This window comes from Bizionia sp. (assembly GCF_048259285.1).
Classification (GTDB): domain Bacteria; phylum Bacteroidota; class Bacteroidia; order Flavobacteriales; family Flavobacteriaceae; genus Algorimicrobium; species Algorimicrobium hallyeonense.
Map to the genome: position 1 here is coordinate 105,210 of NZ_JBLXHU010000006.1, position 20,940 is coordinate 126,149.

At 31.6% G+C, this 20,940-nt stretch carries 23 protein-coding genes; all 23 read right to left on the minus strand.

Features of this window, described 5'->3' with window-relative positions:
* Positions 1-66: 66 nt before the first annotated feature.
* Positions 67-1,080 carry a hypothetical protein gene (locus ACN0QX_RS04895; RefSeq protein ID WP_417195742.1) on the minus strand — a complete coding sequence of 338 codons (1,014 nt, stop codon included), beginning with the start codon at positions 1,078-1,080 and terminating at the stop codon, positions 67-69.
* Entirely contained in the window at positions 1,077-2,408 is a 1,332-nt protein-coding gene (locus ACN0QX_RS04900) for an O-antigen polymerase (RefSeq protein ID WP_417195743.1), read from the minus strand. Before ACN0QX_RS04900 ends, ACN0QX_RS04895 begins: the two co-directional genes overlap by 4 nt.
* Before the next feature lie 3 nt (positions 2,409-2,411).
* A complete protein-coding gene (locus tag ACN0QX_RS04905; protein ID WP_417195744.1) occupies positions 2,412-3,146 on the minus strand; it encodes an acyltransferase in 735 nt (244 codons plus the stop codon).
* Entirely contained in the window at positions 3,143-4,459 is a 1,317-nt protein-coding gene (locus tag ACN0QX_RS04910; RefSeq protein WP_417195745.1) for a hypothetical protein, read from the minus strand. Before ACN0QX_RS04910 ends, ACN0QX_RS04905 begins: the two co-directional genes overlap by 4 nt.
* Position 4,460: 1 nt before the next feature.
* Positions 4,461-5,486 carry a pseudaminic acid synthase gene (pseI, locus tag ACN0QX_RS04915; protein WP_417195746.1) on the minus strand — a complete coding sequence of 342 codons (1,026 nt, stop codon included), beginning with the start codon at positions 5,484-5,486 and terminating at the stop codon, positions 4,461-4,463.
* On the minus strand, positions 5,476-6,045 hold the full coding sequence (locus ACN0QX_RS04920; protein ID WP_417195747.1) for a GNAT family N-acetyltransferase: 570 nt from the start codon (positions 6,043-6,045) through the stop codon (positions 5,476-5,478). The genes pseI and ACN0QX_RS04920 overlap by 11 nt, the downstream gene beginning before the upstream one ends.
* Positions 6,042-7,037, minus strand: coding sequence for a UDP-2,4-diacetamido-2,4,6-trideoxy-beta-L-altropyranose hydrolase (pseG, locus tag ACN0QX_RS04925; RefSeq protein ID WP_417195748.1), 996 nt, complete (start codon positions 7,035-7,037; stop codon positions 6,042-6,044). Before pseG ends, ACN0QX_RS04920 begins: the two co-directional genes overlap by 4 nt.
* 44 nt (positions 7,038-7,081) lie before the next feature.
* Positions 7,082-7,789: a cytidylyltransferase domain-containing protein gene (locus ACN0QX_RS04930; RefSeq protein WP_417195749.1), complete on the minus strand. Its 708-nt coding sequence runs from the start codon at positions 7,787-7,789 to the stop codon at positions 7,082-7,084.
* Complete coding sequence (locus ACN0QX_RS04935; protein WP_417195750.1) at positions 7,783-8,541, minus strand: SDR family oxidoreductase; 759 nt, start codon at positions 8,539-8,541, stop codon at positions 7,783-7,785. The genes ACN0QX_RS04930 and ACN0QX_RS04935 overlap by 7 nt, the downstream gene beginning before the upstream one ends.
* Entirely contained in the window at positions 8,538-9,434 is an 897-nt protein-coding gene (locus ACN0QX_RS04940) for a Gfo/Idh/MocA family oxidoreductase (protein ID WP_417195751.1), read from the minus strand. Before ACN0QX_RS04940 ends, ACN0QX_RS04935 begins: the two co-directional genes overlap by 4 nt.
* The gene (locus tag ACN0QX_RS04945) at positions 9,422-10,258 is read right to left on the minus strand and encodes an aldo/keto reductase (RefSeq protein ID WP_417195752.1); all 837 of its coding nucleotides are present in this window, start codon (positions 10,256-10,258) and stop codon (positions 9,422-9,424) included. The genes ACN0QX_RS04940 and ACN0QX_RS04945 overlap by 13 nt, the downstream gene beginning before the upstream one ends.
* Complete coding sequence (gene pseC, locus ACN0QX_RS04950; RefSeq protein WP_417195753.1) at positions 10,242-11,396, minus strand: UDP-4-amino-4,6-dideoxy-N-acetyl-beta-L-altrosamine transaminase; 1,155 nt, start codon at positions 11,394-11,396, stop codon at positions 10,242-10,244. Before pseC ends, ACN0QX_RS04945 begins: the two co-directional genes overlap by 17 nt.
* 5 nt (positions 11,397-11,401) lie before the next feature.
* A complete protein-coding gene (gene pseB / locus ACN0QX_RS04955) occupies positions 11,402-12,415 on the minus strand; it encodes a UDP-N-acetylglucosamine 4,6-dehydratase (inverting) (RefSeq protein WP_417195754.1) in 1,014 nt (337 codons plus the stop codon).
* Positions 12,416-12,572: 157 nt separating this feature from the next.
* Positions 12,573-13,826, minus strand: a complete 1,254-nt coding sequence (locus tag ACN0QX_RS04960; RefSeq protein WP_417195755.1) for a sulfate adenylyltransferase subunit 1 — start codon at positions 13,824-13,826, stop codon at positions 12,573-12,575.
* 51 nt (positions 13,827-13,877) lie between these two features.
* Positions 13,878-14,783 (minus strand): sulfate adenylyltransferase subunit CysD, encoded by a 906-nt coding sequence (gene cysD / locus ACN0QX_RS04965; RefSeq protein ID WP_248396857.1) that lies wholly within the window; start codon positions 14,781-14,783, stop codon positions 13,878-13,880.
* A gap of 6 nt (positions 14,784-14,789) precedes the next feature.
* Positions 14,790-15,377, minus strand: coding sequence for an adenylyl-sulfate kinase (cysC, locus tag ACN0QX_RS04970; protein WP_417195756.1), 588 nt, complete (start codon positions 15,375-15,377; stop codon positions 14,790-14,792).
* Positions 15,378-15,379: 2 nt separating this feature from the next.
* Positions 15,380-15,808 (minus strand): DUF2061 domain-containing protein, encoded by a 429-nt coding sequence (locus ACN0QX_RS04975; RefSeq protein WP_417195757.1) that lies wholly within the window; start codon positions 15,806-15,808, stop codon positions 15,380-15,382.
* Positions 15,808-16,602: a 3'(2'),5'-bisphosphate nucleotidase CysQ gene (gene cysQ, locus ACN0QX_RS04980; RefSeq protein WP_248396860.1), complete on the minus strand. Its 795-nt coding sequence runs from the start codon at positions 16,600-16,602 to the stop codon at positions 15,808-15,810. Before cysQ ends, ACN0QX_RS04975 begins: the two co-directional genes overlap by 1 nt.
* On the minus strand, positions 16,595-17,461 hold the full coding sequence (gene rfbD, locus ACN0QX_RS04985) for a dTDP-4-dehydrorhamnose reductase (protein WP_417195758.1): 867 nt from the start codon (positions 17,459-17,461) through the stop codon (positions 16,595-16,597). Before rfbD ends, cysQ begins: the two co-directional genes overlap by 8 nt.
* The gene (gene rfbC, locus ACN0QX_RS04990; protein ID WP_376858344.1) at positions 17,458-18,003 is read right to left on the minus strand and encodes a dTDP-4-dehydrorhamnose 3,5-epimerase; all 546 of its coding nucleotides are present in this window, start codon (positions 18,001-18,003) and stop codon (positions 17,458-17,460) included. The genes rfbD and rfbC overlap by 4 nt, the downstream gene beginning before the upstream one ends.
* A complete protein-coding gene (rfbA, locus tag ACN0QX_RS04995; RefSeq protein ID WP_248396863.1) occupies positions 18,003-18,866 on the minus strand; it encodes a glucose-1-phosphate thymidylyltransferase RfbA in 864 nt (287 codons plus the stop codon). The genes rfbC and rfbA overlap by 1 nt, the downstream gene beginning before the upstream one ends.
* A complete protein-coding gene (gene rfbB, locus ACN0QX_RS05000; protein ID WP_417195774.1) occupies positions 18,867-19,883 on the minus strand; it encodes a dTDP-glucose 4,6-dehydratase in 1,017 nt (338 codons plus the stop codon).
* Positions 19,873-20,940 (minus strand): hypothetical protein, encoded by a 1,068-nt coding sequence (locus ACN0QX_RS05005; RefSeq protein WP_417195759.1) that lies wholly within the window; start codon positions 20,938-20,940, stop codon positions 19,873-19,875. Before ACN0QX_RS05005 ends, rfbB begins: the two co-directional genes overlap by 11 nt.

The following is a 20,940-nucleotide window of genomic DNA, read 5'->3' on the forward strand; positions in this document are numbered from 1 at the left end:
TTAGTAGTAATATAACAAGCCATACACCTATAATTCTTCTTTTTGATATAAGCCTTTGAACCATATTTAATACACTTTTTTAACTAATATATTAGTAAGCGGATCATCTTTCAAAGGCATTTTTATAGCATGTTCTAAAAATTGAACATTATTAATAAAACTTGGTTTGGAGTATTGTCCAATTCCAAAATGAATACTGTAATCACCTTTGTGCATAGAGTTTTTAATGGATAAAGAATCTATGACACAATTATTACACTTATTTATCCACGCACCTGAAAATTCAGTTTCATCGCCAGGATTGCTGTCTTCTAAACCAAACATATTTTTGGGGCTCCCTAAACCAAAATTACGAATAGTAACTTTTTTTAAAAGGTGGTTGTTCCCTGTTAAATATAGCGCGGTTCTCCCCGCATTTTCAATCTCCAACTCATCTATAGATATGTATTCTGGATTATTATTCCAACCATGAACTTGCAAAGCTGCGGCTATGTGTGTGTAAAATTTCAGGGAATCACCACCCGTGTCTTGTATTAATAATTTTTCAAATTTTAAGTATCTCGCTCCAGAATAAATACTAACACCTCTATTTTTATTTTTATATAAGTTCTTTACGGTATCAGATGCGACAGTTACATTTTGAAAGTAAATATTATTGGAATTTCTAATAAAAATTTTATCTAGAACTTTTAAATTACCTTTAATAGCAATTGTGGAACTAGACTCATTAGCTTTATCAATAATTGATAACCCACCTCCCAAAATAGCATGATCAAAATAAATTGAAATATTAGATAAACCAACTAGACTTAAGTTAATTGGATAATATCCTTCCGGGAAGTATAATTCTGATCCACCACTTGAAAATTCTAAAATAGCTTTTAAATAAGAGCCTGCTATGATAGTATTTGGATAAACGCCATAGCGCCGGACGTCACCGATAGGAAACGAGTCATTAATTACTAATTTGCTATCATCTACATTACCAATAATCATTGGACTTAATAGAGTTTGTTTTTCATTTTTTCCACATGAGCTTAATAAGCTTACACATATTAAATAGAATAGCAGTTTTTTCATTGCGTTTTTTTTAAAACCAAATTATTTGGCCAAAATTTAAATAGAAACAAGGCTATAAAAAAAGCGAATAAATAATAACTTGAGGAGCCTAAAATAAAATTTATAAAAGCAGATGTTATAATTATCGTTGACAAATAACCATAAAATACAACATACTGTGTGTTTCTATTTTGAGCGTGTATATAGACTCGTTTTATGAATCGCCCCCAAAAAAAAAGAATAATAATACCAAATATTCCAAAATCTAGATAAAATGGGCCAAAAAAAGTAGAATAAACGGCTTTACGGTCTAATTTGGTTTGCATGTCTTTAGTCGACTTTAACGGCACGCCAAATGCTCTAAAAAATTTAAAAAACACACTAAATTCATACTGCCCATAAAAATATCCTGTAGTACTGTCTAAATGGTTCACCAAACGTACATACTCCACCATTCCATGAGCAAAGTAATGTTTAAGGCTATAATACCCTATCATTCTTGCTTTGTCTTCTTCAGATGATGTATAATATGTAGCCTTGAAGTCATCATTAAACTTAACCCATTGATAATCCTCCCGTTCCCATACTTTTAAAGTTGCATCACCATATCCAAACCGTTGAAGTCTACTATTTACAACATTAAACGAATAAGTTGTAAATAAAATAGTTAATAGAATAAAAGGGATAAAAAAACGCTTTTTAAAGAAAAATTCTGGAAGTTTAAATAACTGTTTTCCAAACCACAAAACTTTTCTAGATGCAATCATGGAATTTTTATTATAGCTTGCTATTAAAACGAATATTAGAGTCGTACCTAATAGCGCAATTATAGTTCTTCCTCCCATAAAAACGGTTTCTATAAAAGGGTATGAGCCAAATATGATTGATAGAAATATAAATGTTTTACTAAAAATCCGGAAATTATATAAAACCATTAACAAGCTTACAAAAGCAAACGGAAATAATATAGACCCTATTATACCCATAAAACCGCCCGTTAATTCTTTATTCATGTTCTCTAATCTTTGCTCAAAAACATTGTCTGCTGAAAATATTTCCGAATTAAAATAGCCTACATAAATTTTTAACAATACCCCCGCAAAACCTAATAAAAACATAAAATAGATAATCTGTTTTAATTTTTTAACAGGAGGAACACCTATTACTTTTACTGAACTTCTTTTTAAAGAAATGACACCAAAAATAAAAGCTAATAAAAAGGATACAAGAGTTAAAATGGGAAAAAACAAGCTACCTGTATAGATATATTCAGCTGGAATCTGAATATATATTAAGAACCATATTAATAATGATACTAATAAAAGTTTTATTGGGTTAATAACGCTCATGTACTATTTGGTGTAAACTTGTTCTACAAGATTAAAACCTTCAACTTTTTTAAGTTTAGATTGTATTGTGCCTAAATCGTTTTCAATGTAACGCAAACCTTGTCCCACATACATACCTGAAAGTTCCAGATTTTTTGAAATCACTGAACCAGCTCCAATATGTATGGCATTGGCTACATTAACACCCGGATTGAAAATACAACCAGAGCCAATATAAACATTATTCCCAATATGAATTTCACCATCTATTCTTAACCGGTCTTTTCCTTGGTCCGCATGATAATAGCCGTGCGTCCACATTTGCGAGCGAATACCAGCTAAAATACTAAAATCACCAAAAATTATGGATTGGGTTAAATCTAGATGATGACCTGTCGTAATTTTTGTTAATTCCCCTAAATTTAATTGACTTTCGCCATAAGTTATTCCAATTTTAGCCCGAGTCAAGTAATTCTTATTTCCCAATGCGGCCTGTTTTTTTAATAATAATGAAAACGGCCCCTTCAATATATTCAAATATCCAATTTTGGCATATTCACATAAAAGAAGTTTATCATTCAATAAAAGATTCAAATGACCAATTTTAGCGTGATTTCCAATTTCAATTTTATTACAATAAATAAAACTAAATCCGATTTTTACGCTACGACCAATTTTATGACCCAATAGTCTTAATAACAGAACTGCTAGAAAGCTAGGAAATACAAAGGCTATTATAGATGTAATTATTTTTTTCAAATTTCAGGATTAATAATAGATTCGATAGCACGCGTTAAATTTGCTATATTTTTTTCAGACATACAGTTTTCATCGCTAAAGGGATCGGAAATGATACCTTGATAACTAGTAGAATTGAGTATGTTTATAAAATCAATTTTTTCTTGATTTGAAATTTTGTTAAACGACTTATTCTTCACCAAATTTATCAAAGGCTCTAATTCGGTATCCACATTATTTATAAATATACAGTTATTGGCCGTATTATTTACCGTTTTAGTTAAGGTTACAATAGGTTTGTTACTCAATACACATTCTATAGCTACAGTTCCAGTAACTGTAATAACAAGGTCTATAAAAGGTAAAACATCATCCATTTTAACGTGATGTTGTAAGCCTATAATATTAGCAGAATCCTTAACATAATTTACAAGCGCTCTAGATAATTCATATTTAGATTTTGGATTAGGCTTCACCACTAAAACGGTATCATCAGACAAGGATTTACTGATGGCTTTTATAAGTTGTAATTGATCTCTATGTTTACGTCCCCAAACATCTATATTAGCTTCTGGTTGCATTTGTAATGGGTAGAGGATAACCGTTTTACTAGAGACATCTATTCCATTTTTAGCAAAAGCATCCCATAGTTTTATATTTCTATCTTTCTCTTTCTCCAATTTGAATTTCATAATGGGACTTGGTGTATTATATTTTTCACCCTTAACATACGATCGAATTTTTTTAATTTTATCGTTAATAATTTCACCTGTAGTTGTGCGCCGAGCTTTCATATAATCTGGAGCGGTTTTTCGATTAATTATTTGGTCAATAACATCTTCTGCTTCTTCATTTGAAAGGAATTCATTACTTCCCAAATAAGGCTCCAACGTATTATATTTATAAAATGAAAAACGCCCAACTGGATATCTGCAAGTGCATGGATTTAAATAAAGAATATTCCACTTTTTACAATTGTTTATGGTTAATAGTTCATGAAAAGCTGTGGCTTCTCCAAAAACCAAATCGGGTTTAAGTGCTTTTAAATACTGTTCAATTTTGTCATTATAATAATAGAAATAAGCCGTATTCTTTTTATTAAAATGATTAAATTGCCTATCACTTTTTATAACATTTTCAACCGCTTCATCTTTCTCCCAAATTTTTTTATTGCTCCTAGGATAGTCTATAATATGCGTTTTAAAATTCCCTGTAGGTAAAAATTCTTTGTTTTGAACAAGCCAGTGAATGTCGTGTCCATTTTTGCTTAATTGATTAGCAACAGCCGCCATTAAAAACGTTTTGTACCTATTTTCTATAAATAATAATTTCATTTTATAAACTTTCAATCATTTTAAGAGTCAATGGTTCTCCTCTTTTAGTAGCACTAATAAACTTCTTACCCAAAATTTCATTATAATATTTAGGGTGCAATCCGTAACCTGGACGAATTGAACGTATGTTTTCTTCTGAAATTCTGTCCCCTATTTTTACATCTTGTGTAATAAATAACGATCTAGAAAATTCTCTGCTTTTTTGCTTTTCAGGAGTCATTTCATAATTAATTGTTCCCATTAACTTTTCGGTTAATCGCACGGCATCTACCATTTGTTTAAATTCCGTTTCATCCAGAGAAAAATGGGCATCAGGTCCACCTATTTTTTTATTTAATATAAAATGTTTTTCAATTACGCTTGCTCCTAGAGCCACAGCTACCATAGGTGCTTCAATACCCATTGTATGATCTGACAATCCAGCTTTTACACCAAATTGTTTAGCGATGTCTGGAATGGTTAGCAAGTTGGCATCTTTTGGGTTTGCAGGATAAGCAGAGGTACATTTTAAAATAGTTATATCTGTATTCCCTTCAGCTTTGCAGGTGGATATGGCTAATTCTATATCTTCAATAGTTGCAATTCCTGTAGAAATTATAACTGGTTTTTGTTTGGAAGCAATGTATTTTATTAATGGAATATCTGTAATTTCAAATGAAGCGACTTTATAAATTGGATTATTTAAAGTTTCTAAAAAATCAACAGCTGTTCTATCAAAAGGTGATGAAAAACAGACTAGATTTTCTTGAGCTGCAACTTCAAATAGTTCTGCATGCCATTCCCAAGGTAATGAAGCCTCTTTATATAAATCGTATAAAAATTGACCATCCCAGTGAGTTCCTTGAGAGATTTTAAAATGATCTTGAGCACTATCCATGGTAATCGTATCTGCTGTATATGTTTGTAGCTTTATTGCGTCTGCACCTGTTCGCTTTGCTGCACGGATAGTTTCTTTTGCTATTTCAATATCTCCACCATGGTTTGCGGATAATTCTGCTATAATAAATGTTTTATTATTAATAAACATATCTTGATTCTTGATTTTTAATTGTATTAATTTCTAGATCTGTAAAATATTTAGGGTTTAAACAACAAACCGTAATTCTGTCTTCATTTTTATTATTCAGATAATAGAACCCTTTATGTAAACCATCAATCATCCAGTTTGCTCTTGTATACGCTTTTATTGATGCTATATTTGATACGTACATACCTCCTTGCAGTCTACGTACATCAAATTTTGTAAATGCTATTTCATTTGCTAATTTAATTGCATCAACAGATAGCCCTTTGCCTAAATAGTTTCTATCTCCTATTAATGCAACCAAATCAGCTGTTTTATGAACCTGGTGTATAGGGCCTATTTTAATTGTTCCTATTAATACATCGTTGTCTTTAAAAAATATTCCAAAAGTATAAACATTATTTATTTCACTGTCTTTAATTGACCTTAAAAGGTCTGCTTTGCCTATTTTCTTTTTTGAGCTTGTATAATATTTCATTAAGTCTTTGTCTTCAAACCAAGACATTACTCTATCATCAATATCAGATGTTATAATTTCTTTAAGGTATAATCTATTTTTCATAATGAATATATAAGTTGTTTAAAGTTTTCTATTTGATTTTTATTAAATAATTGACTTTGTGTTTTTAAAAGGGTTTCTATTTCTAATAAGTTAATTTTATTTTTTAAGTTGGTTTTTGTTAATTTAACTTTCTTAAAATCACCTATACCTGAAATAGCTCCTAATTCGTAAAGTGCTTTATATGCTTTTTTTTGATTCTCTTCTAGATATCCAGAAATTATAGGAATATTTATACAGCATAGCTCTAATAAAATTGTACTAGTTGGTGCAATAGCCAAATTACACTTATACATAACTTCTATTAAATCATTTTCATTAAGGTTATTATATAGAATAGCTCTATCGTCTTTAAAGTCTTTTATTGAGTGTTTGTATGCGGCTCCGATAATAATATGAATTTCTTTAATAAAATTCATCTTTCTTAACAAATTATACATCTTTAATGTGAAATTATCTTTATCCGCACCTCCAAAACATAAAAAAACACTATCAATGTTTTTAATTTCTCGTTTTAATTTTGTTTGGGCTAAAAAAACGGGACGTAATAAAGCATAATCTAACCCTAGTGCGAATTTAGTGTATTTTTCACTTTGATAATCAGATACCGATATTTTTGGAGAATGATTTATAACCACATCTGCATACATGTGCTCTTTTACCAAATCATCTATATAAATTAATTTGAAGCCTTCTCTCTTTATACCTCTTTGATAGGAACTTACAAACTGATAACCATCTGCTATTATTATATTTTCTAGAATTGTAAAATTATTGGATAACCATCTTGGTTCGTCTTGAGTCGAAACGTCTTCAGGAATATAAGATATTTTATATGCTTTAGGAATAATTGAAGTTGAAGAATCTTTTTTAGTAACAAAAATAATGTCATATTCATTTTTAAAAAATTCAGCTATGGCTAACATTCTATACATATGTCCAAGACCAATACTGGAATTTCCGTCAGCTCTACAAAGTATTTTTCTTTTAGACATTATTTATAGATTTTAGTATCTGCTATTGTTTTCTTGCTATGATTTTATAATAATTTTTTATTTATAAAAAAACTTGCCATTTCTAAATCTTCATAATCATCTATATCAATTGCACTTATCCAATTCATAGAGAAAAATTGGTAATTTTCACCGTAAAAGGTTTTACTTTCTAAAAGGCTTTTTGTTTTTGCTATCCAAATTGCTCCAGTTGGACAATACAAATCTTCTAAATCTTGAGATCTTTTTAGTCTCAAATCGTCATCGAATAGTGGTTTTGCAATATTATCTTTGCTGATAGTATGTGCCCACCACGGATTCATCCAACCAAATTTAAAAGCACTTATTTGAAATTCACTTTTTGATGAGTTGATAAAGTGATTTAAAGCTTCATCTATTTCTTTTGTTCCTCTTATAGGACAGTTGGCCATTAATTGAACAACTATATCAGGACTGTCCATACCCAAAGATGACATTTGGTTAAGTGTTGCTACAGTTGCCAAACTAATTGGCGCATAATCATCAGCGTTACTGTCTCGTAAAAAAGGGACTTCTGCGCCAAAATCTTTTGATATTAATGCTATGTTCTCATCATCCGTGCTTACAATAACCTTATTAATATATTTGGACTTTAATGCTGCCTCAATAGTCCAAGCAATCATTGGTTTTCCTCCTATTGAGATAATGTTTTTTTGAGGAATTCTTTTTGAACCTCCTCTTGCAGGAATAATTGCTGTGATATTTTGTTTTACCATATTGTCCAACCTCCATCTATAATTAAATTTTGTCCTGTCATATTAGATGAGCTTTCAGAAATTAAAAAATCAACAGGTGCAACTACATCAATCTCGTTTAGCATTTTATGTAGTGGAGTTAAGTTACTATATTTTTCAACAAATTCTTCATTAGTCCTACCTTTTATTCCTCCAAAACTTATGCAGTTTACTCTAATATCTGGACCTAACCTTACCGCTAATTCTTTAGTTAAATGAATTTGAGCTGCTTTAGAAACACCATAATTTATAGGGGAGGATTTATGAAAATCATCGTACAAACTAGGTGTTGGAGCAACAATACCATAAATAGATGAGACAAAAATAATATTTTTTAATTCATTGTTTTGCTGTTTAATAATGCTTAAATTTAGGTGATATGGAAAAATAACATCCAAATAAAATTCTCCAATAAAATTTTCCTTACTAACTGAATTATCTTCTTTTATTTTTAAAAAATCTAGACATCTTGCATTATGAATAATACTTTTTAAAACTAATTTATTATTAACAAGAAAATTAGAAATTATTTCAATAGCTTCTTTTTGGGTAAAATCTACCTCTATAACGCTTAAGTTTAATAAACTATCTTTATTTAATTTAGCTAAATTATTTTCTTGAAATCTTTGTTTGTTTCTCGTGGTTGTAACTACTTGAAAATTCTTTTTAAGAAAGTGTTTTACTAGTTGAAATCCAACTTTTCCACTTCCGCCTGTTATTAAAATTGATTTCATTTTTTAGCACGTTCTATTATTTCTATTATTTCTATTACTTCAACTTCATCAATAAACGTTTTATCTTGTTTATTAATAATATTCACAAATTTATCTAATGCGTTTTTAAAACAAGAGAAAGAATCTACAAATGTTTTTGTAACTGTTTGGGTTTTTCCATAATACTCAAAAGTTATTGATTTTTTGTGCTCTCCAGTTGTTTTTATATAAGCTGATGTATTTTCCCATTCTATTAAGCAATGATTAAACCCATGTTTTTTTATAGATTTTACATCTAACAATTTTCCTCTTAATGGAATTTGAGAAATAATTGATTCTATAATATGAATAGAATACGTATCCCATTTATTAGAAATTGATGCTTCCACATGCACTATTTCTCCTATTTCTTCTCTTTCTGAATCAGAAATTAGTAACTCTTTTGCAAACCGCAATGCAGAACAAGTAAATATTTGATGTGGTTGTTTTTGAAGTTTAAAAATTTGTTTTGCGTCATGTTTAGATAGGGCTAATGGTTTATCAATATAAACTGGTAAACCCGCTTCAATAAAAATTTTAGCCATTTCATAATGATTTTCTGCATCATCTCTAGCTAACAATATAGCATCAACTTGACCTATAAGATCTTCTGGTTTCTCAACAATATTTTTAATATTTGAAGCCTCTGCTATTTGTACTGACAATTTATAATCTTGTGTATAAATATGTGTTACTTCCCCTTTATCTGTTAAAAAATCTAATGGAAACTCTCTTTCATTTAAATATCCTGGTATTACAGGAAATGGGCATAACGCCATTGCTTCAGTATTAAAACCATTAAAAATGGCACTCCAAGAATAAGGGTGTCCATTTCCTTCGCTAATTCCTATTACACCAAACTTTATTTTCTCCATAAAAAAGGGCTTAATATTTCATTATTAACATTGATTTTTAATTCTTCTAATTCTTCTGCTTTTTCTATATCGCTAATGTTTTGTTTGAGCTGATTAGTATTTTCAACTCCAACTATAACTTTATCAATAAAGTCCTTGTTTAAGACATAATTAAGTAAGGCTCCTGCAAGAAATTTATTTTCATTTTGCAATTTATTTAATAGAGGTTTAATATCATTAAAAAAATCTCCTAAATGCGTAGGATTCATAAAAAATAATCCCTGTAAAAAAGTTGATCTTGTATGAATTTCACAACCTTTTTGTTTTAGCAAAATCATCGATTTTTCAAACCTTGTATCAAAATAATTATATGGCACCTGAATTATATCTGGTATAAAATCCTTTTTTATTAACAATTCTAATTCTTCAACAGTATTTAGGGAAAACCCAATTTTTTCTACTTTATTTTCATCTTTCAGCTTAATTAATTCCTTCCAATCTTTAGGGTTATTAATTAAGTACATTGGTCGATGTGCTAAATAACCGTACAATTTATAAATTTGGAGTTTTTTTAAACTTTCAATTAATTGAAAATAAACACTTCCATATTCTTCTGAAGGCATAAACTTTGAAACAACTTTGAATCTATTTAGTTCATAATTACCTATAACTTCTTCAGCATTACCATAAGCCATTGCAGTGTCTATTGTATTAATAGACAAATTGTACGCGGTATCTAAAATATATTTTACCTCTAATTTTGAAGTCATTCCTGATTGATTTGATATGCCATAATCAACTCCAAACTGAACAGTTCCTAATCCTATTTTAGTTGTTAAATCCACAACAATTATTTACTTTTTCAATTACAAATTCTTGTTCTTTATCCGTTAAACTTGGATACATAGGTAAGCTAATACATTTGGAATAGTAATTTTCAGAGTTATTTAAATTTGCATTATCATAGCCAATTTCCTTATAATAGGGCAAGGTATGAACTGGAATGTAATGTATTTGAGCAAAAATATGATGTGACTTTAAAAAGTCGTAAAGCCCTTTTCTATCGTCTACCTCAATTACAAATAAATGATGGGCATTTTGAGTTTTACTGGGTAGACTCTGAAATTTAATTTTATTTTTAAACGCTTGTTTGTATCTATCTGCTATCTCATTTCTACGTGCAACACCAGCTTTGTTTTTAGACAATTGGGTGATTCCCAAAGCAGATTGAATATCGGTTAATCTATAATTATATCCCAATTCTTGCATTTCATAAAACCAGCCACCATGATTTTCTGCCATGTTTTCTTTGGTAATGCCGTGCGTTCTTAAAGATGCTAATTTTTTGTATAGCTTTTCAGAATTAGTGGTTACCATTCCTCCTTCTCCACAAGCAATATGTTTTACGGGGTGAAATGAGAAAATACCAATATCAGCATAATTCCCGTTCCCACACATTTGTTTGTTGCCGTTGGAATCGGTAAAATAGCCTCCAGGTGCATGACAGGCATCTTCTATAATCCACAAATCATGTTCTTGGGCTAATGCTCTGAAAGCTTCCAAATTTACAGGTAAACCTGCAAAATCTACTGGAATAATACCTTTAAAAAAACCTTTTGGTTTGCTTTCAATTAATTTTTTAGTACTCTTTAAACACAGTAAATAGGTATCCGGATCAATATCTGCAAACCAAACTTCGCCATCGGCATACCGTACGCAATTTGCGGAAGCTGCAAACGTAATTGGTGTCGTTATAACACGTTCGCCTGCTTTTAACCCTAAAGCCAATACGGCCAAATGTAAACCGGAGGTGGCGTTATTTACAGCTACGGCATATTTGGAGCCTACGTAAGCAGCAAATTTATCTTCAAACTCCTTAACCTTCGGACCTTGTGTTAAATAATCGGCAGTTAGGGTTTCTACAACCGCATCTATATCATCTTGAGTAATTGATTGTCTTCCGTAAGGTATGGCGTCTTTCATGACTATTAAAAGTTTGGATCTACATGTTGCTTAATTAAGTTTCGCAAGGTTTGAACGGTTTCCCAATCGTCATTATCTCCAGAATTATAGCTAAAGCCGTAAGGCACTTTTTTAGCATTAAAATTGCTGATATAATCTTCTAAACTCCATTTATGAGTTGGAGGTAAAATAGTAAAATATTTACCTAAATCATAAGTATAAAACGAATCGGAAGCAGTTATCATTTCCTCATGAACTTTTTCACCTGGTCGGATTCCCACCACGGGTTTATCACAATCAGGACCAATAGCATTTGCCACATCTAAAATTTTATAAGATGGAATTTTAGGAACAAATAACTCACCTCCCCAAGCATGTTCTAATGCGTGCATAACCATATCTACACCGCCTTGTAATGAAATATTAAAGCGTGTCATATTCGGGTCTGTAATTGGAAGGACGTTTTCTTCTTTCTTTTTATTTATGAAAAATGGAATGACGGATCCGTTAGACCCCATAACATTTCCGTAACGTACTACAGAGAAACGAATAGGATTTTCACCTTTTATATTATTAGCCGCAATGAATAATTTATCTGATGTAAGCTTGGTAGCACCATATAAGTTAATTGGTGCACAAGCTTTATCGGTTGACAATGCAACAACGCGTTCCACTTTGGTTTTAAAGCAGGCATCCACCACGTTTTCTGCACCTCCAATATTGGTTTTAATACATTCGTCTGGATTATATTCCGCTATATGAACATGTTTCATAGCAGCTGCATGAATAACGTAATCAACACCTTGAAACGCCCTTACCAATCGTTCTTTATCTCTAACATCGCCAATAAAATAACGGATTTGTGGATAGGTATCAGACGGATATTCTTGAGCCATTTGAAATTGCTTTTGCTCATCTCGTGAAAAAATGATTAAACGTCTTAAATCTGGGTATTTAGAAAGGATATGCGTTGTTAAGGCTTTCCCTAAAGAACCTGTACCTCCTGTTATTAATATTGATTTTCCTTTTAAATCTAGCATGTTCTAATTTTAAATCTTATGTTATTCTTAAAGATGTTGATTTTTAAGTAATTATAAACCCGTAAAATCTCTTTTATGATATTTATCAGTTGGCAAATATAAATAAATCAAAGAGACTTTATAATTTTTATGTTATAAATAAAACAATGCAAATAGCCTAAAAAATCATTCCCGCAGCTACAGTGTCGTTAGTTAAATCATCAACTAAAATAATACTTCCTGTGGCTCTATTATCACGATAAGAATCCACCAATAATGGTTTAGTTGTTCTAATTTTAACTTTACAGATATCGTTCATGTTTAATTCTTTATTTTCAATATCGCGATTTAGTGTTTCAATGTCTATTTTATAAATGATTTCTTTTATCATAGCTTTTTGTACATTATTAGCATGATGTATACTGTATTTTGCACGAGGTTTTGCCGATTTATTATTTAACCAACATAGCATAACCTCAATATCTTGTACCGCTTCGGGTTTATTGTTTGAACGCACAATCATATCACCGCGACTTATGTCTATATCGTCTTCTAATGTCATTGAAACAGACATAGGAGCAAACGCTTCAGATATTTCTTCTTTAAATAAATTAATAGATTTTATCTTTGATGAAAAGCCTGAAGGCATAATGGTTACTTCATCACCGATTCGAAAAACACCACTGGCAATACGACCAGCATATCCGCGATAATCAATGAAATCGCCATATTGAGGCCTAATTATGGTCTGAACTGGGAAACGGGCATCTACTTTGTTAATATCACTACTAATATGTAAGGTTTCCAAGGTGTGCAGCAAAGGCGATCCTTGGTACCAAGGCATATTTTCAGATCTGTTTACAACATTGTCACCTAATAAAGCTGATATAGGAATAAAACGAACATCTTTCACCAACATTTTAGATGAAAAACTTTCAAATTGATTAATTATAGTACTATAAACTTCTTCGGAGAAATTAACTAAATCCATTTTATTTATGCATACGATAATGTGCGATATTTGAAGTAACGATGCTATAAAAGAATGGCGTTTTGTTTGCTCAACAACACCATGTCTAGAATCCACTAAAATTATTGCTGCATTGGCCGTTGAAGCACCTGTAACCATATTACGGGTGTATTGATGATGTCCTGGTGTATCTGCTATAATGAATTTACGTTTGGGAGTTGTAAAATATCTATAGGCAACATCTATGGTAATACCTTGATCTCGTTCATCTCTTAAACCGTCCGTTAACAATGCTAAATCAATCCCTTCACCCCCTTTTCTCTTACTCGTTTTTTCAATGGCTTCGAGTTGATCCTCAAATATTGATTTAGAATCGTATAATAAACGGCCTATTAAGGTGCTTTTCCCATCATCAACACTTCCTGCTGTTGTAAAACGTAATAATTGATTATTATCTAACATGGTAATTATTTGAGTTTTGTAAAAAATTTATATCTTCAAGAGATTTTTACATTAAAAATATCCTTGACGCTTTCTGTCTTCCATAGCCGTCTCAGATCGTTTATCATCGCTTCTATTGCCACGTTCTGTATGGCGAATACTGGCAACTTCTATAACAATCTTTTCTAATGTATCAGCATCAGATTCATCACCGCCTGTAATTGTTATATCTCCTAATGTTCTAAAGCGAATTTTTTTAGTGACCACTTGCTCATAATCTTCCAAAATTAAAAACTCTGAATTTGGTATCCATGTTCCACCTCTATTAACCACTTCACGTTCATGTGCAAAATAGAGAGACGGAATGGGAATATTTTCGAGTTTAATATAATTCCAAACGTCCATTTCGGTCCAATTGCTGATAGGAAACACTCTAAAATGTTCACCTTGAAAATGTTGGCCATTAAAAATATTCCATAATTCTGGACGTTGATTTTTTGGGTCCCACTGACCAAATTCATCTCTATGCGAAAAAATACGCTCTTTGGCGCGTGCCTTTTCTTCATCACGACGACCACCGCCAATGGCACAATCTATATTATGCGCTTCTATGGCATCTAAAAGTGTAGTGGTCTGTAAAGCATTTCGCGTGGCATTTTTACCTCTTTCTTCCGATACGCGTCCACCGTCAATAGAGTCTTGTACAGAACCTATAATTAATTTTACGCCTAAATCCTTAACAATATCATCTCGAAACTTAATCGTTTCTGGAAAATTATGCCCTGTGTCTACATGCATTAAAGAAAAAGGTATTTTAGCCGGATAAAAAGCTTTTTGAGCGAGATAAGTGACTAAAATTGAATCTTTTCCTCCGGAAAATAAAATTACAGGATTCTCAAATTGCGCATAAACTTCACGTAGTATATATATTGCTTCGCTCTCTAATTCCTTTAAATAATTTAAATAATATTTACTCATAATCCATTATAATTTAGGCATTATATAATCTATTATTCGCTCTACGGCCTCATCTACAGTTTCAAATTCGGTGAGAATTTCAATATCTGGATAATCTGGTGCTTCGTAAGGTGCTGATATACCAGTCATATTTTTAATTTCACCAGCCCGCGCTTTTTTATATAGACCTTTTACGTCACGATTCTCGCACTCCTCAATACTTGTATTAATATATACCTCAACAAAGTTAACATCTTTCACTATATTTTTAATCTTCAGTCGATCTTTTTTATACGGAGAAACAAAGGCTGCTAATGTAACTAATCCCGCATCTAGCATAAGGTTTGCAATTTCACCAATTCGTCGCATATTTTCATTTCTATCGGCGGGAGAAAAGGTTAAATCGCTATTAATACCTTTCCGAATGTTGTCGCCATCTAAACAATATGTTTTTATACCTTCTTGAAATAATTTGGTTTCTACAGCATTCGCTATGGTAGATTTACCAGAACCTGATAAACCCGTAAACCATATTAATAAAGGTTTATGACCATTTGATTTTTGACGGTCTTTTCTTGAGACTTGATACGCTTGTAAAAAAATATTATCGTCCATAATTAGTCATTTTGACGAGTGGATAACCCGTAATTTAATCTATACCAAATACGCTCATGCAAATAGTATAAAATCATTTTTGTCACAACTTCAGCTAAACCAATTTGTACAGCCGCTAAAGGATTACCAGAAATGATCCAGGCTAAAGTCATAGTATCTAAAGTACCTACTATACGCCAAGTTATAGTTTTAAACAAATGTCGTTTTCTACTTTCTAAAGTTACACCACCCTTTGTAACAGACATTTTATACCAAACACGCTCATGCAAATAGTACAAAATACTTTTTGTAGTTACTTCAGCAAAACTTAATTTAAATCCAATTAATGGGCTTCCTGTAATTAACCAAGATAAAACAAACGTATCCATAGTACCTATAGCACGCCAAGTTATGGTTTTAGCTATATGTCTTTTGTAAGATGAATCTGCCATTATTTACTAACTAAAAAAGAACTATTCAATAAATTCTCTTTATTGTATACTAATTTCTGTTCCATGTCTACTGATATTACGTTAATACCTACTGCCTCACAAATAGCCTGACCAGCAGCTGTATCCCATTCCATTGTTGGTGCAAAACGCGGATAAATATCAGCTTCACCTTCCGCAATTATGCAAAATTTTAAAGAACTCCCTTTAGAAACAATTTCGATATCCTTTCCTGCAAATTTTAATTTTTCAATAAAATCTAGCGTATCTGGATTCATATGCGAACGACTTCCCACTATTTTAACCAATTTATTATCAGTAATTTTAGGGTGAATTGCTTTTGCTACTTGCTGAACACGTTCGAGTGATACATCATGCGATGTCAAACTAGCTTTAAAGGATTTACTATTTTCTATATCTGAATAATAAAGTGTTTGAGTTACTGGCACATAAATAACCCCTAACACTGGTTTTCCTTGGGTAACTAATGCAATATTTACAGTGAATTCGCCATTGCGCTTTACAAACTCTTTAGTGCCATCAAGAGGGTCCACTATCCAACAAGTTTCCCAATGCTTTCTAATAGAAAAATCTGTTTGTTTATTTTCTTCTGAAATTATGGGGATTTTTGAAGGAACTAAATATGAATTAATAATGTTGTTTGCTTTCTTATCGGCTTCGGTTAATGGCGAATTATCATCTTTAAAGTCTACCGCAAAAGCAGTATCATAAACTTCCATTATTTCCTTTCCTGCGGCTAAAGATGCTTTTATAGCAATTTGTAAATTTTTATTCATAATATTTAGCAATTACCTGATGTAACCCGTTTTTCCAATCGGCTGTTGTTATCTTAAATGCAGTTTCAATTTTTGAGGATTCCAATACACTATTTTTTGGTCTTCTAGCGGGCGTTGGATAGTTTTTAGTCTGTATTGAATTTAACTTGATAGAAATTTGGCCTAATTTAAAAACAGCTTGAGCAAATTCAAACCAACTTATAGCGCCTTTGTTGCTAAAATGATATAAGCCGAATTTCTTATTGCCACTTATTATAATTTCCAAAACAACTTCTACCAAATCTTGGGCATAGGTTGGACTGCCAATTTGATCATTTACAACATGTAACTCCTCTTTTTCAGCGCCTAAACGCAACATGGTTTTTACAAAGTTATTTCCAAATTCAGAATACAACCATGAGGTTCTAATGATAAAGTAATTCTCTAAAATAGACTGAATATTTCTTTCGCCTTGTAGTTTGGATGCTCCATAAACATTTATAGGATTTGGAATGTCTGTTTCCGAATATGGTTCATTTTTTGAACCATCAAACACAAAGTCTGTAGAAATATGAATTAAAATAACTCCATATTTTTTGCAAGCTTCCGCTAAATTTCTAGCTCCAATAGCATTAATTAAAAAGGCTTCTTCTTTTTCGTCTTCAGCTCTATCAACCGCCGTATAAGCTGCACAATTTATGCAATAGTTAAAGTTATTAGATTTAAAGTATCTGTCTACTTGCTCTTGGTTTGAAATATCTAAAGTAGCTTTAGTTGTAAAGGTAAAATTAAGAGCCTTATAATTATTGCCCTGATGTAAGGCGAATACAGTCTTACCTAGCTGACCGTTAGAACCCGTAATTAAAACCTCTGTTTTCATTTAAAAAAGGCTTCAAATGTTGGCAGTAGTTTGTCTTTATCTGATAAAAGCAACTCCTTTTCTGGCAATTGCCAATCAATATTCAAGCTGGGATCGTTATAAATAATTCCAGCTTCAGACTCTTTATTGTAATAATTATCACATTTATAAGCAAAAATGGCTGTGTCACTCAGCACCACAAACCCATGAGCAAAACCTCGTGGTAGAAAAAATTGTTTTTTGTTATCTTCAGATAATTCTAAAGCTTGAAACTCACCAAATGTTGAGGAGTCTGGCCTAACATCTACGGCAATATCTAAAACACGACCTTTTATAACACGAACGAGTTTGGCTTGGGCAAATTTGCCTGTTTGAAAATGAAGGCCACGTAAAACGCCTTTGGTAGAAAAAGTCTCATTGTCTTGAATAAAATTGACATGTTGACCTGTTGCCTCAAAAAAATTATTCTGATTAAAGCTCTCAAAAAAATAGCCCCTTGAATCCTGAAAAACTTGGGGTTCAAGAATGAAGCAATCCTTTAATTTTGTTTCTGTAATTCCCATTATTTATTCAACATACCTAAAAGATTGATGCCATAACCACTTTTTAATAATGGTTCTGCTAATGCTCTAAATTGATTTTCTGTAATATAACCCATTTCAAAAGCAGCGGCTTCTATGGAGCCAATTTTTAATCCTTGACGTTGTTCTATAACCTCAACAAATTGTGCCGCTTGCATAAGCGAATCAAACGTGCCAGTGTCTAACCAAGCTGTTCCTCTATCCAAAATACTAACACTTAGTTTACCTTGTTTTAAATAGGCTTTATTAACGTCTGTTATTTCTAATTCACCACGATGACTTGGCTTGATGTTTTTTGCGACTTCAATAACGGAATTATCATAAAAATAAATACCTGGAACAGCATAATTAGATTTTGGCTTTTCAGGTTTTTCTTCAATAGACATAACTTGTCCTTCATCATTAAAATCTACAACACCATAGCGTTCTGGATCATTGACGCGGTATGCATATATAATACCACCATCAGGATTATTATTACTCTGAAGCAATTTAGCCAAACCAGAACCATAGAAAATATTATCACCCAGAATTAAAGCGACTTTATCTTTTTGAATAAAATCTTCAGCTATTAAAAACGCTTCAGCTAAACCATTAGGATGTTCTTGAACGGCATATTCAAAGGTGCAACCAAACTTCTTGCCATCGCCTAATAACTCTTGAAATAAGGGTAAATCTTTAGGTGTTGAAATAATAAGGATTTCGTGTATTCCAGCATACATTAAGGTTGATAACGGATAATAAATCATGGGCTTGTCATAGACAGGCATGAGCTGTTTACTAACCGATAACGTTAATGGATGTAACCGTGTGCCTGATCCTCCTGCTAGAATAATCCCTTTCATCTATTTTTTATATTTATCTAAATACCAATTAATTGTTTTCTTAATGCCTGACTCAAAATTTTCATCAGCCTTCCAGCCTAAATTAGATTCAATTTTGGATGCATCAATGGCATAACGGAAATCATGACCAGGTCTGTCAGAAACAAAGGTAATTTGTTCTTTATAGCTTGTGTGTTTCGGTTTTAATTCGTCTAACGCGTCACAAATAGTATGAGCTATTTCTAAATTGTTTCGTTCATTTTTACCACCAATATTATAGGTTTCTCCAGCTTTTCCGGTTTGATAAGCTAGATAAATTCCTTGGCAGTGATCCAAAACATACAACCAATCGCGAATATTTTTACCATCGCCATAAATTGGAATATTCTCTCCAGTAATGGCTTTTCTTATAATTGTTGGAATCAACTTTTCATCATGCTGTTTTGGTCCATAATTATTAGAGCAGTTTGTGGTAACTACATTCATTCCATAGGTATGAAAGTAACTACGCACGATAAAGTCTGATGACGCTTTTGAAGCGCTGTATGGACTATTTGGCGCATAAGGTGTGGTTTCTGTAAACAAGCCTGTTTTGCCTAATGTTCCGTAAACTTCATCGGTTGAAATGTGTAAAAACCTATTATTCTCACAACCTGATTTAAATTGATTAGGTCCATGCATCCAATGCTTTTTAGCTACATCTAGTAGATTAAAGGTACCAAAAACGTTTGTCTCTATAAAGGCATCCGGGTTTTTGATGGAATTATCTACGTGAGATTCCGCAGCAAAATGGATAACTCCATTAAATTGGTGATTTTCAAATAACTTTTCAATTAATTCTCTATCACAAATATCACCTTCAACAAAATGGTATCTACTATTTTTTGCTATTTCGGTTAAATTAGAAAGCTCACCTGCATAAGTGAGCTTGTCTAAATTTACAATGGAAATATCTTGAAAATTCTCAAGCAAATGAACAATAAAATTTGAGCCTATAAACCCAGCGCCACCGGTTATTAATAAGGTATTATGCTTCATAACTCTTGACATATAACACGGTTCTTCTTGTTATGTAAAATACACAAAGAATTAAAAATGCAATTAATGGAAATATTAAAGCGTATTTATCCGTCCAATGGCTGACATTTTTACCTACTTTCTGAAAGCTTGAAATAACATCGAAAACCACATCTTCGTCTACTTTCTTCTCATCTAAATCCCGTAATTGGTTTCTTAAACTTATTTCTTTCTCTAATAAGTCGTATTCACGTGTATTGGACTTGTCTTTACTTAATGAAAATCCTTCTCCTCCAATACTAAATTCTGATGCTTGGGATTGTGATTCATTTTCTAAAACGTTAATATATATCTTTTGTAAGGAATCTACTTGCGCTAGTTGAGAGATAATATTGTCTTTTTGAATACCAATTAAGGAGTCTCTTTTTTTCATTCTTTTTATAGAATACTCATTGGTAAACGATGCATTTAAACCATTTTCTAATTTTGTGAAAATATCATTCTTGCGAGAACTAACTGTGATTTGAAATATTTCGCCACTGTAAATGCTTCTATTTGCTATATAATCATCAAAACTAATTTCATTTGCACGAACACTATCTATAGATTTCACAAAGCGATCGTACTGTATAATTTTGTCATTTTCAGTTTCTGGACCAGGCTCAATTTCAAAACTTACCAGTTCATGCGCATCTTCTTTAGAGATTTCGAATAAGTCGGCTATCGTTTCATAATTGTTATTACTTAACAATGCATTATAATAACCTATGTTTGTAACAAGCTGGAATTTGGACTCAAAATATGGTCTAACTAGCATAGATGAACTATAAACTTTAGGTTTCATCCTTTCAAGTGTATACCCCAAAATACCAGCTAAAATCATTATAACCACTATGATTTTAATATTTACTATTACAACCTTTAAACTAAAAATTATAACAGAAAAAATAGCTTTGAAGATATTGGATATGAAGCTAATAAACTTATTAAAGACGTTTCCTATCACATTAAATAACTGCCCTAAATCAACCTCTTCTGAATCGTTTGATTTATTAGAATTTTGAGGATTCTCGTTCAT

What these genes read in the sequence shown, in the direction of transcription:
- ACN0QX_RS04935 (WP_417195750.1), bottom strand. Translation starts at nt 8,541, where the DNA reads ATGAAATCAATTTTAATAACAGGCGGAAGTGGAAAAGTTGGATTTCAA.
- ACN0QX_RS04930 (WP_417195749.1), bottom strand. Translation starts at nt 7,789, where the DNA reads ATGGTAAAACAAAATATCACAGCAATTATTCCTGCAAGAGGAGGTTCA.
- rfbB (WP_417195774.1), bottom strand. Translation starts at nt 19,883, where the DNA reads ATGAAGCATAATACCTTATTAATAACCGGTGGCGCTGGGTTTATAGGC.
- cysQ (WP_248396860.1), bottom strand. Translation starts at nt 16,602, where the DNA reads ATGAATAAAAATTTACAAATTGCTATAAAAGCATCTTTAGCCGCAGGA.
- ACN0QX_RS04895 (WP_417195742.1), bottom strand. Translation starts at nt 1,080, where the DNA reads ATGAAAAAACTGCTATTCTATTTAATATGTGTAAGCTTATTAAGCTCA.
- ACN0QX_RS04910 (WP_417195745.1), bottom strand. Translation starts at nt 4,459, where the DNA reads ATGAAATTATTATTTATAGAAAATAGGTACAAAACGTTTTTAATGGCG.
- ACN0QX_RS04940 (WP_417195751.1), bottom strand. Translation starts at nt 9,434, where the DNA reads ATGGAGAAAATAAAGTTTGGTGTAATAGGAATTAGCGAAGGAAATGGA.
- ACN0QX_RS04975 (WP_417195757.1), bottom strand. Translation starts at nt 15,808, where the DNA reads ATGGCAGATTCATCTTACAAAAGACATATAGCTAAAACCATAACTTGG.
- cysC (WP_417195756.1), bottom strand. Translation starts at nt 15,377, where the DNA reads ATGGACGATAATATTTTTTTACAAGCGTATCAAGTCTCAAGAAAAGAC.
- rfbD (WP_417195758.1), bottom strand. Translation starts at nt 17,461, where the DNA reads ATGAAAACAGAGGTTTTAATTACGGGTTCTAACGGTCAGCTAGGTAAG.
- rfbA (WP_248396863.1), bottom strand. Translation starts at nt 18,866, where the DNA reads ATGAAAGGGATTATTCTAGCAGGAGGATCAGGCACACGGTTACATCCA.
- pseC (WP_417195753.1), bottom strand. Translation starts at nt 11,396, where the DNA reads ATGAAAGACGCCATACCTTACGGAAGACAATCAATTACTCAAGATGAT.
- rfbC (WP_376858344.1), bottom strand. Translation starts at nt 18,003, where the DNA reads ATGGGAATTACAGAAACAAAATTAAAGGATTGCTTCATTCTTGAACCC.
- cysD (WP_248396857.1), bottom strand. Translation starts at nt 14,783, where the DNA reads ATGAGTAAATATTATTTAAATTATTTAAAGGAATTAGAGAGCGAAGCA.
- ACN0QX_RS05005 (WP_417195759.1), bottom strand. Translation starts at nt 20,940, where the DNA reads ATGAACGAGAATCCTCAAAATTCTAATAAATCAAACGATTCAGAAGAG.
- pseI (WP_417195746.1), bottom strand. Translation starts at nt 5,486, where the DNA reads ATGTTTATTAATAATAAAACATTTATTATAGCAGAATTATCCGCAAAC.
- ACN0QX_RS04900 (WP_417195743.1), bottom strand. Translation starts at nt 2,408, where the DNA reads ATGAGCGTTATTAACCCAATAAAACTTTTATTAGTATCATTATTAATA.
- pseG (WP_417195748.1), bottom strand. Translation starts at nt 7,037, where the DNA reads ATGTCTAAAAGAAAAATACTTTGTAGAGCTGACGGAAATTCCAGTATT.
- ACN0QX_RS04960 (WP_417195755.1), bottom strand. Translation starts at nt 13,826, where the DNA reads ATGTTAGATAATAATCAATTATTACGTTTTACAACAGCAGGAAGTGTT.
- ACN0QX_RS04920 (WP_417195747.1), bottom strand. Translation starts at nt 6,045, where the DNA reads ATGAAAAATAGATTATACCTTAAAGAAATTATAACATCTGATATTGAT.
- pseB (WP_417195754.1), bottom strand. Translation starts at nt 12,415, where the DNA reads ATGCTAGATTTAAAAGGAAAATCAATATTAATAACAGGAGGTACAGGT.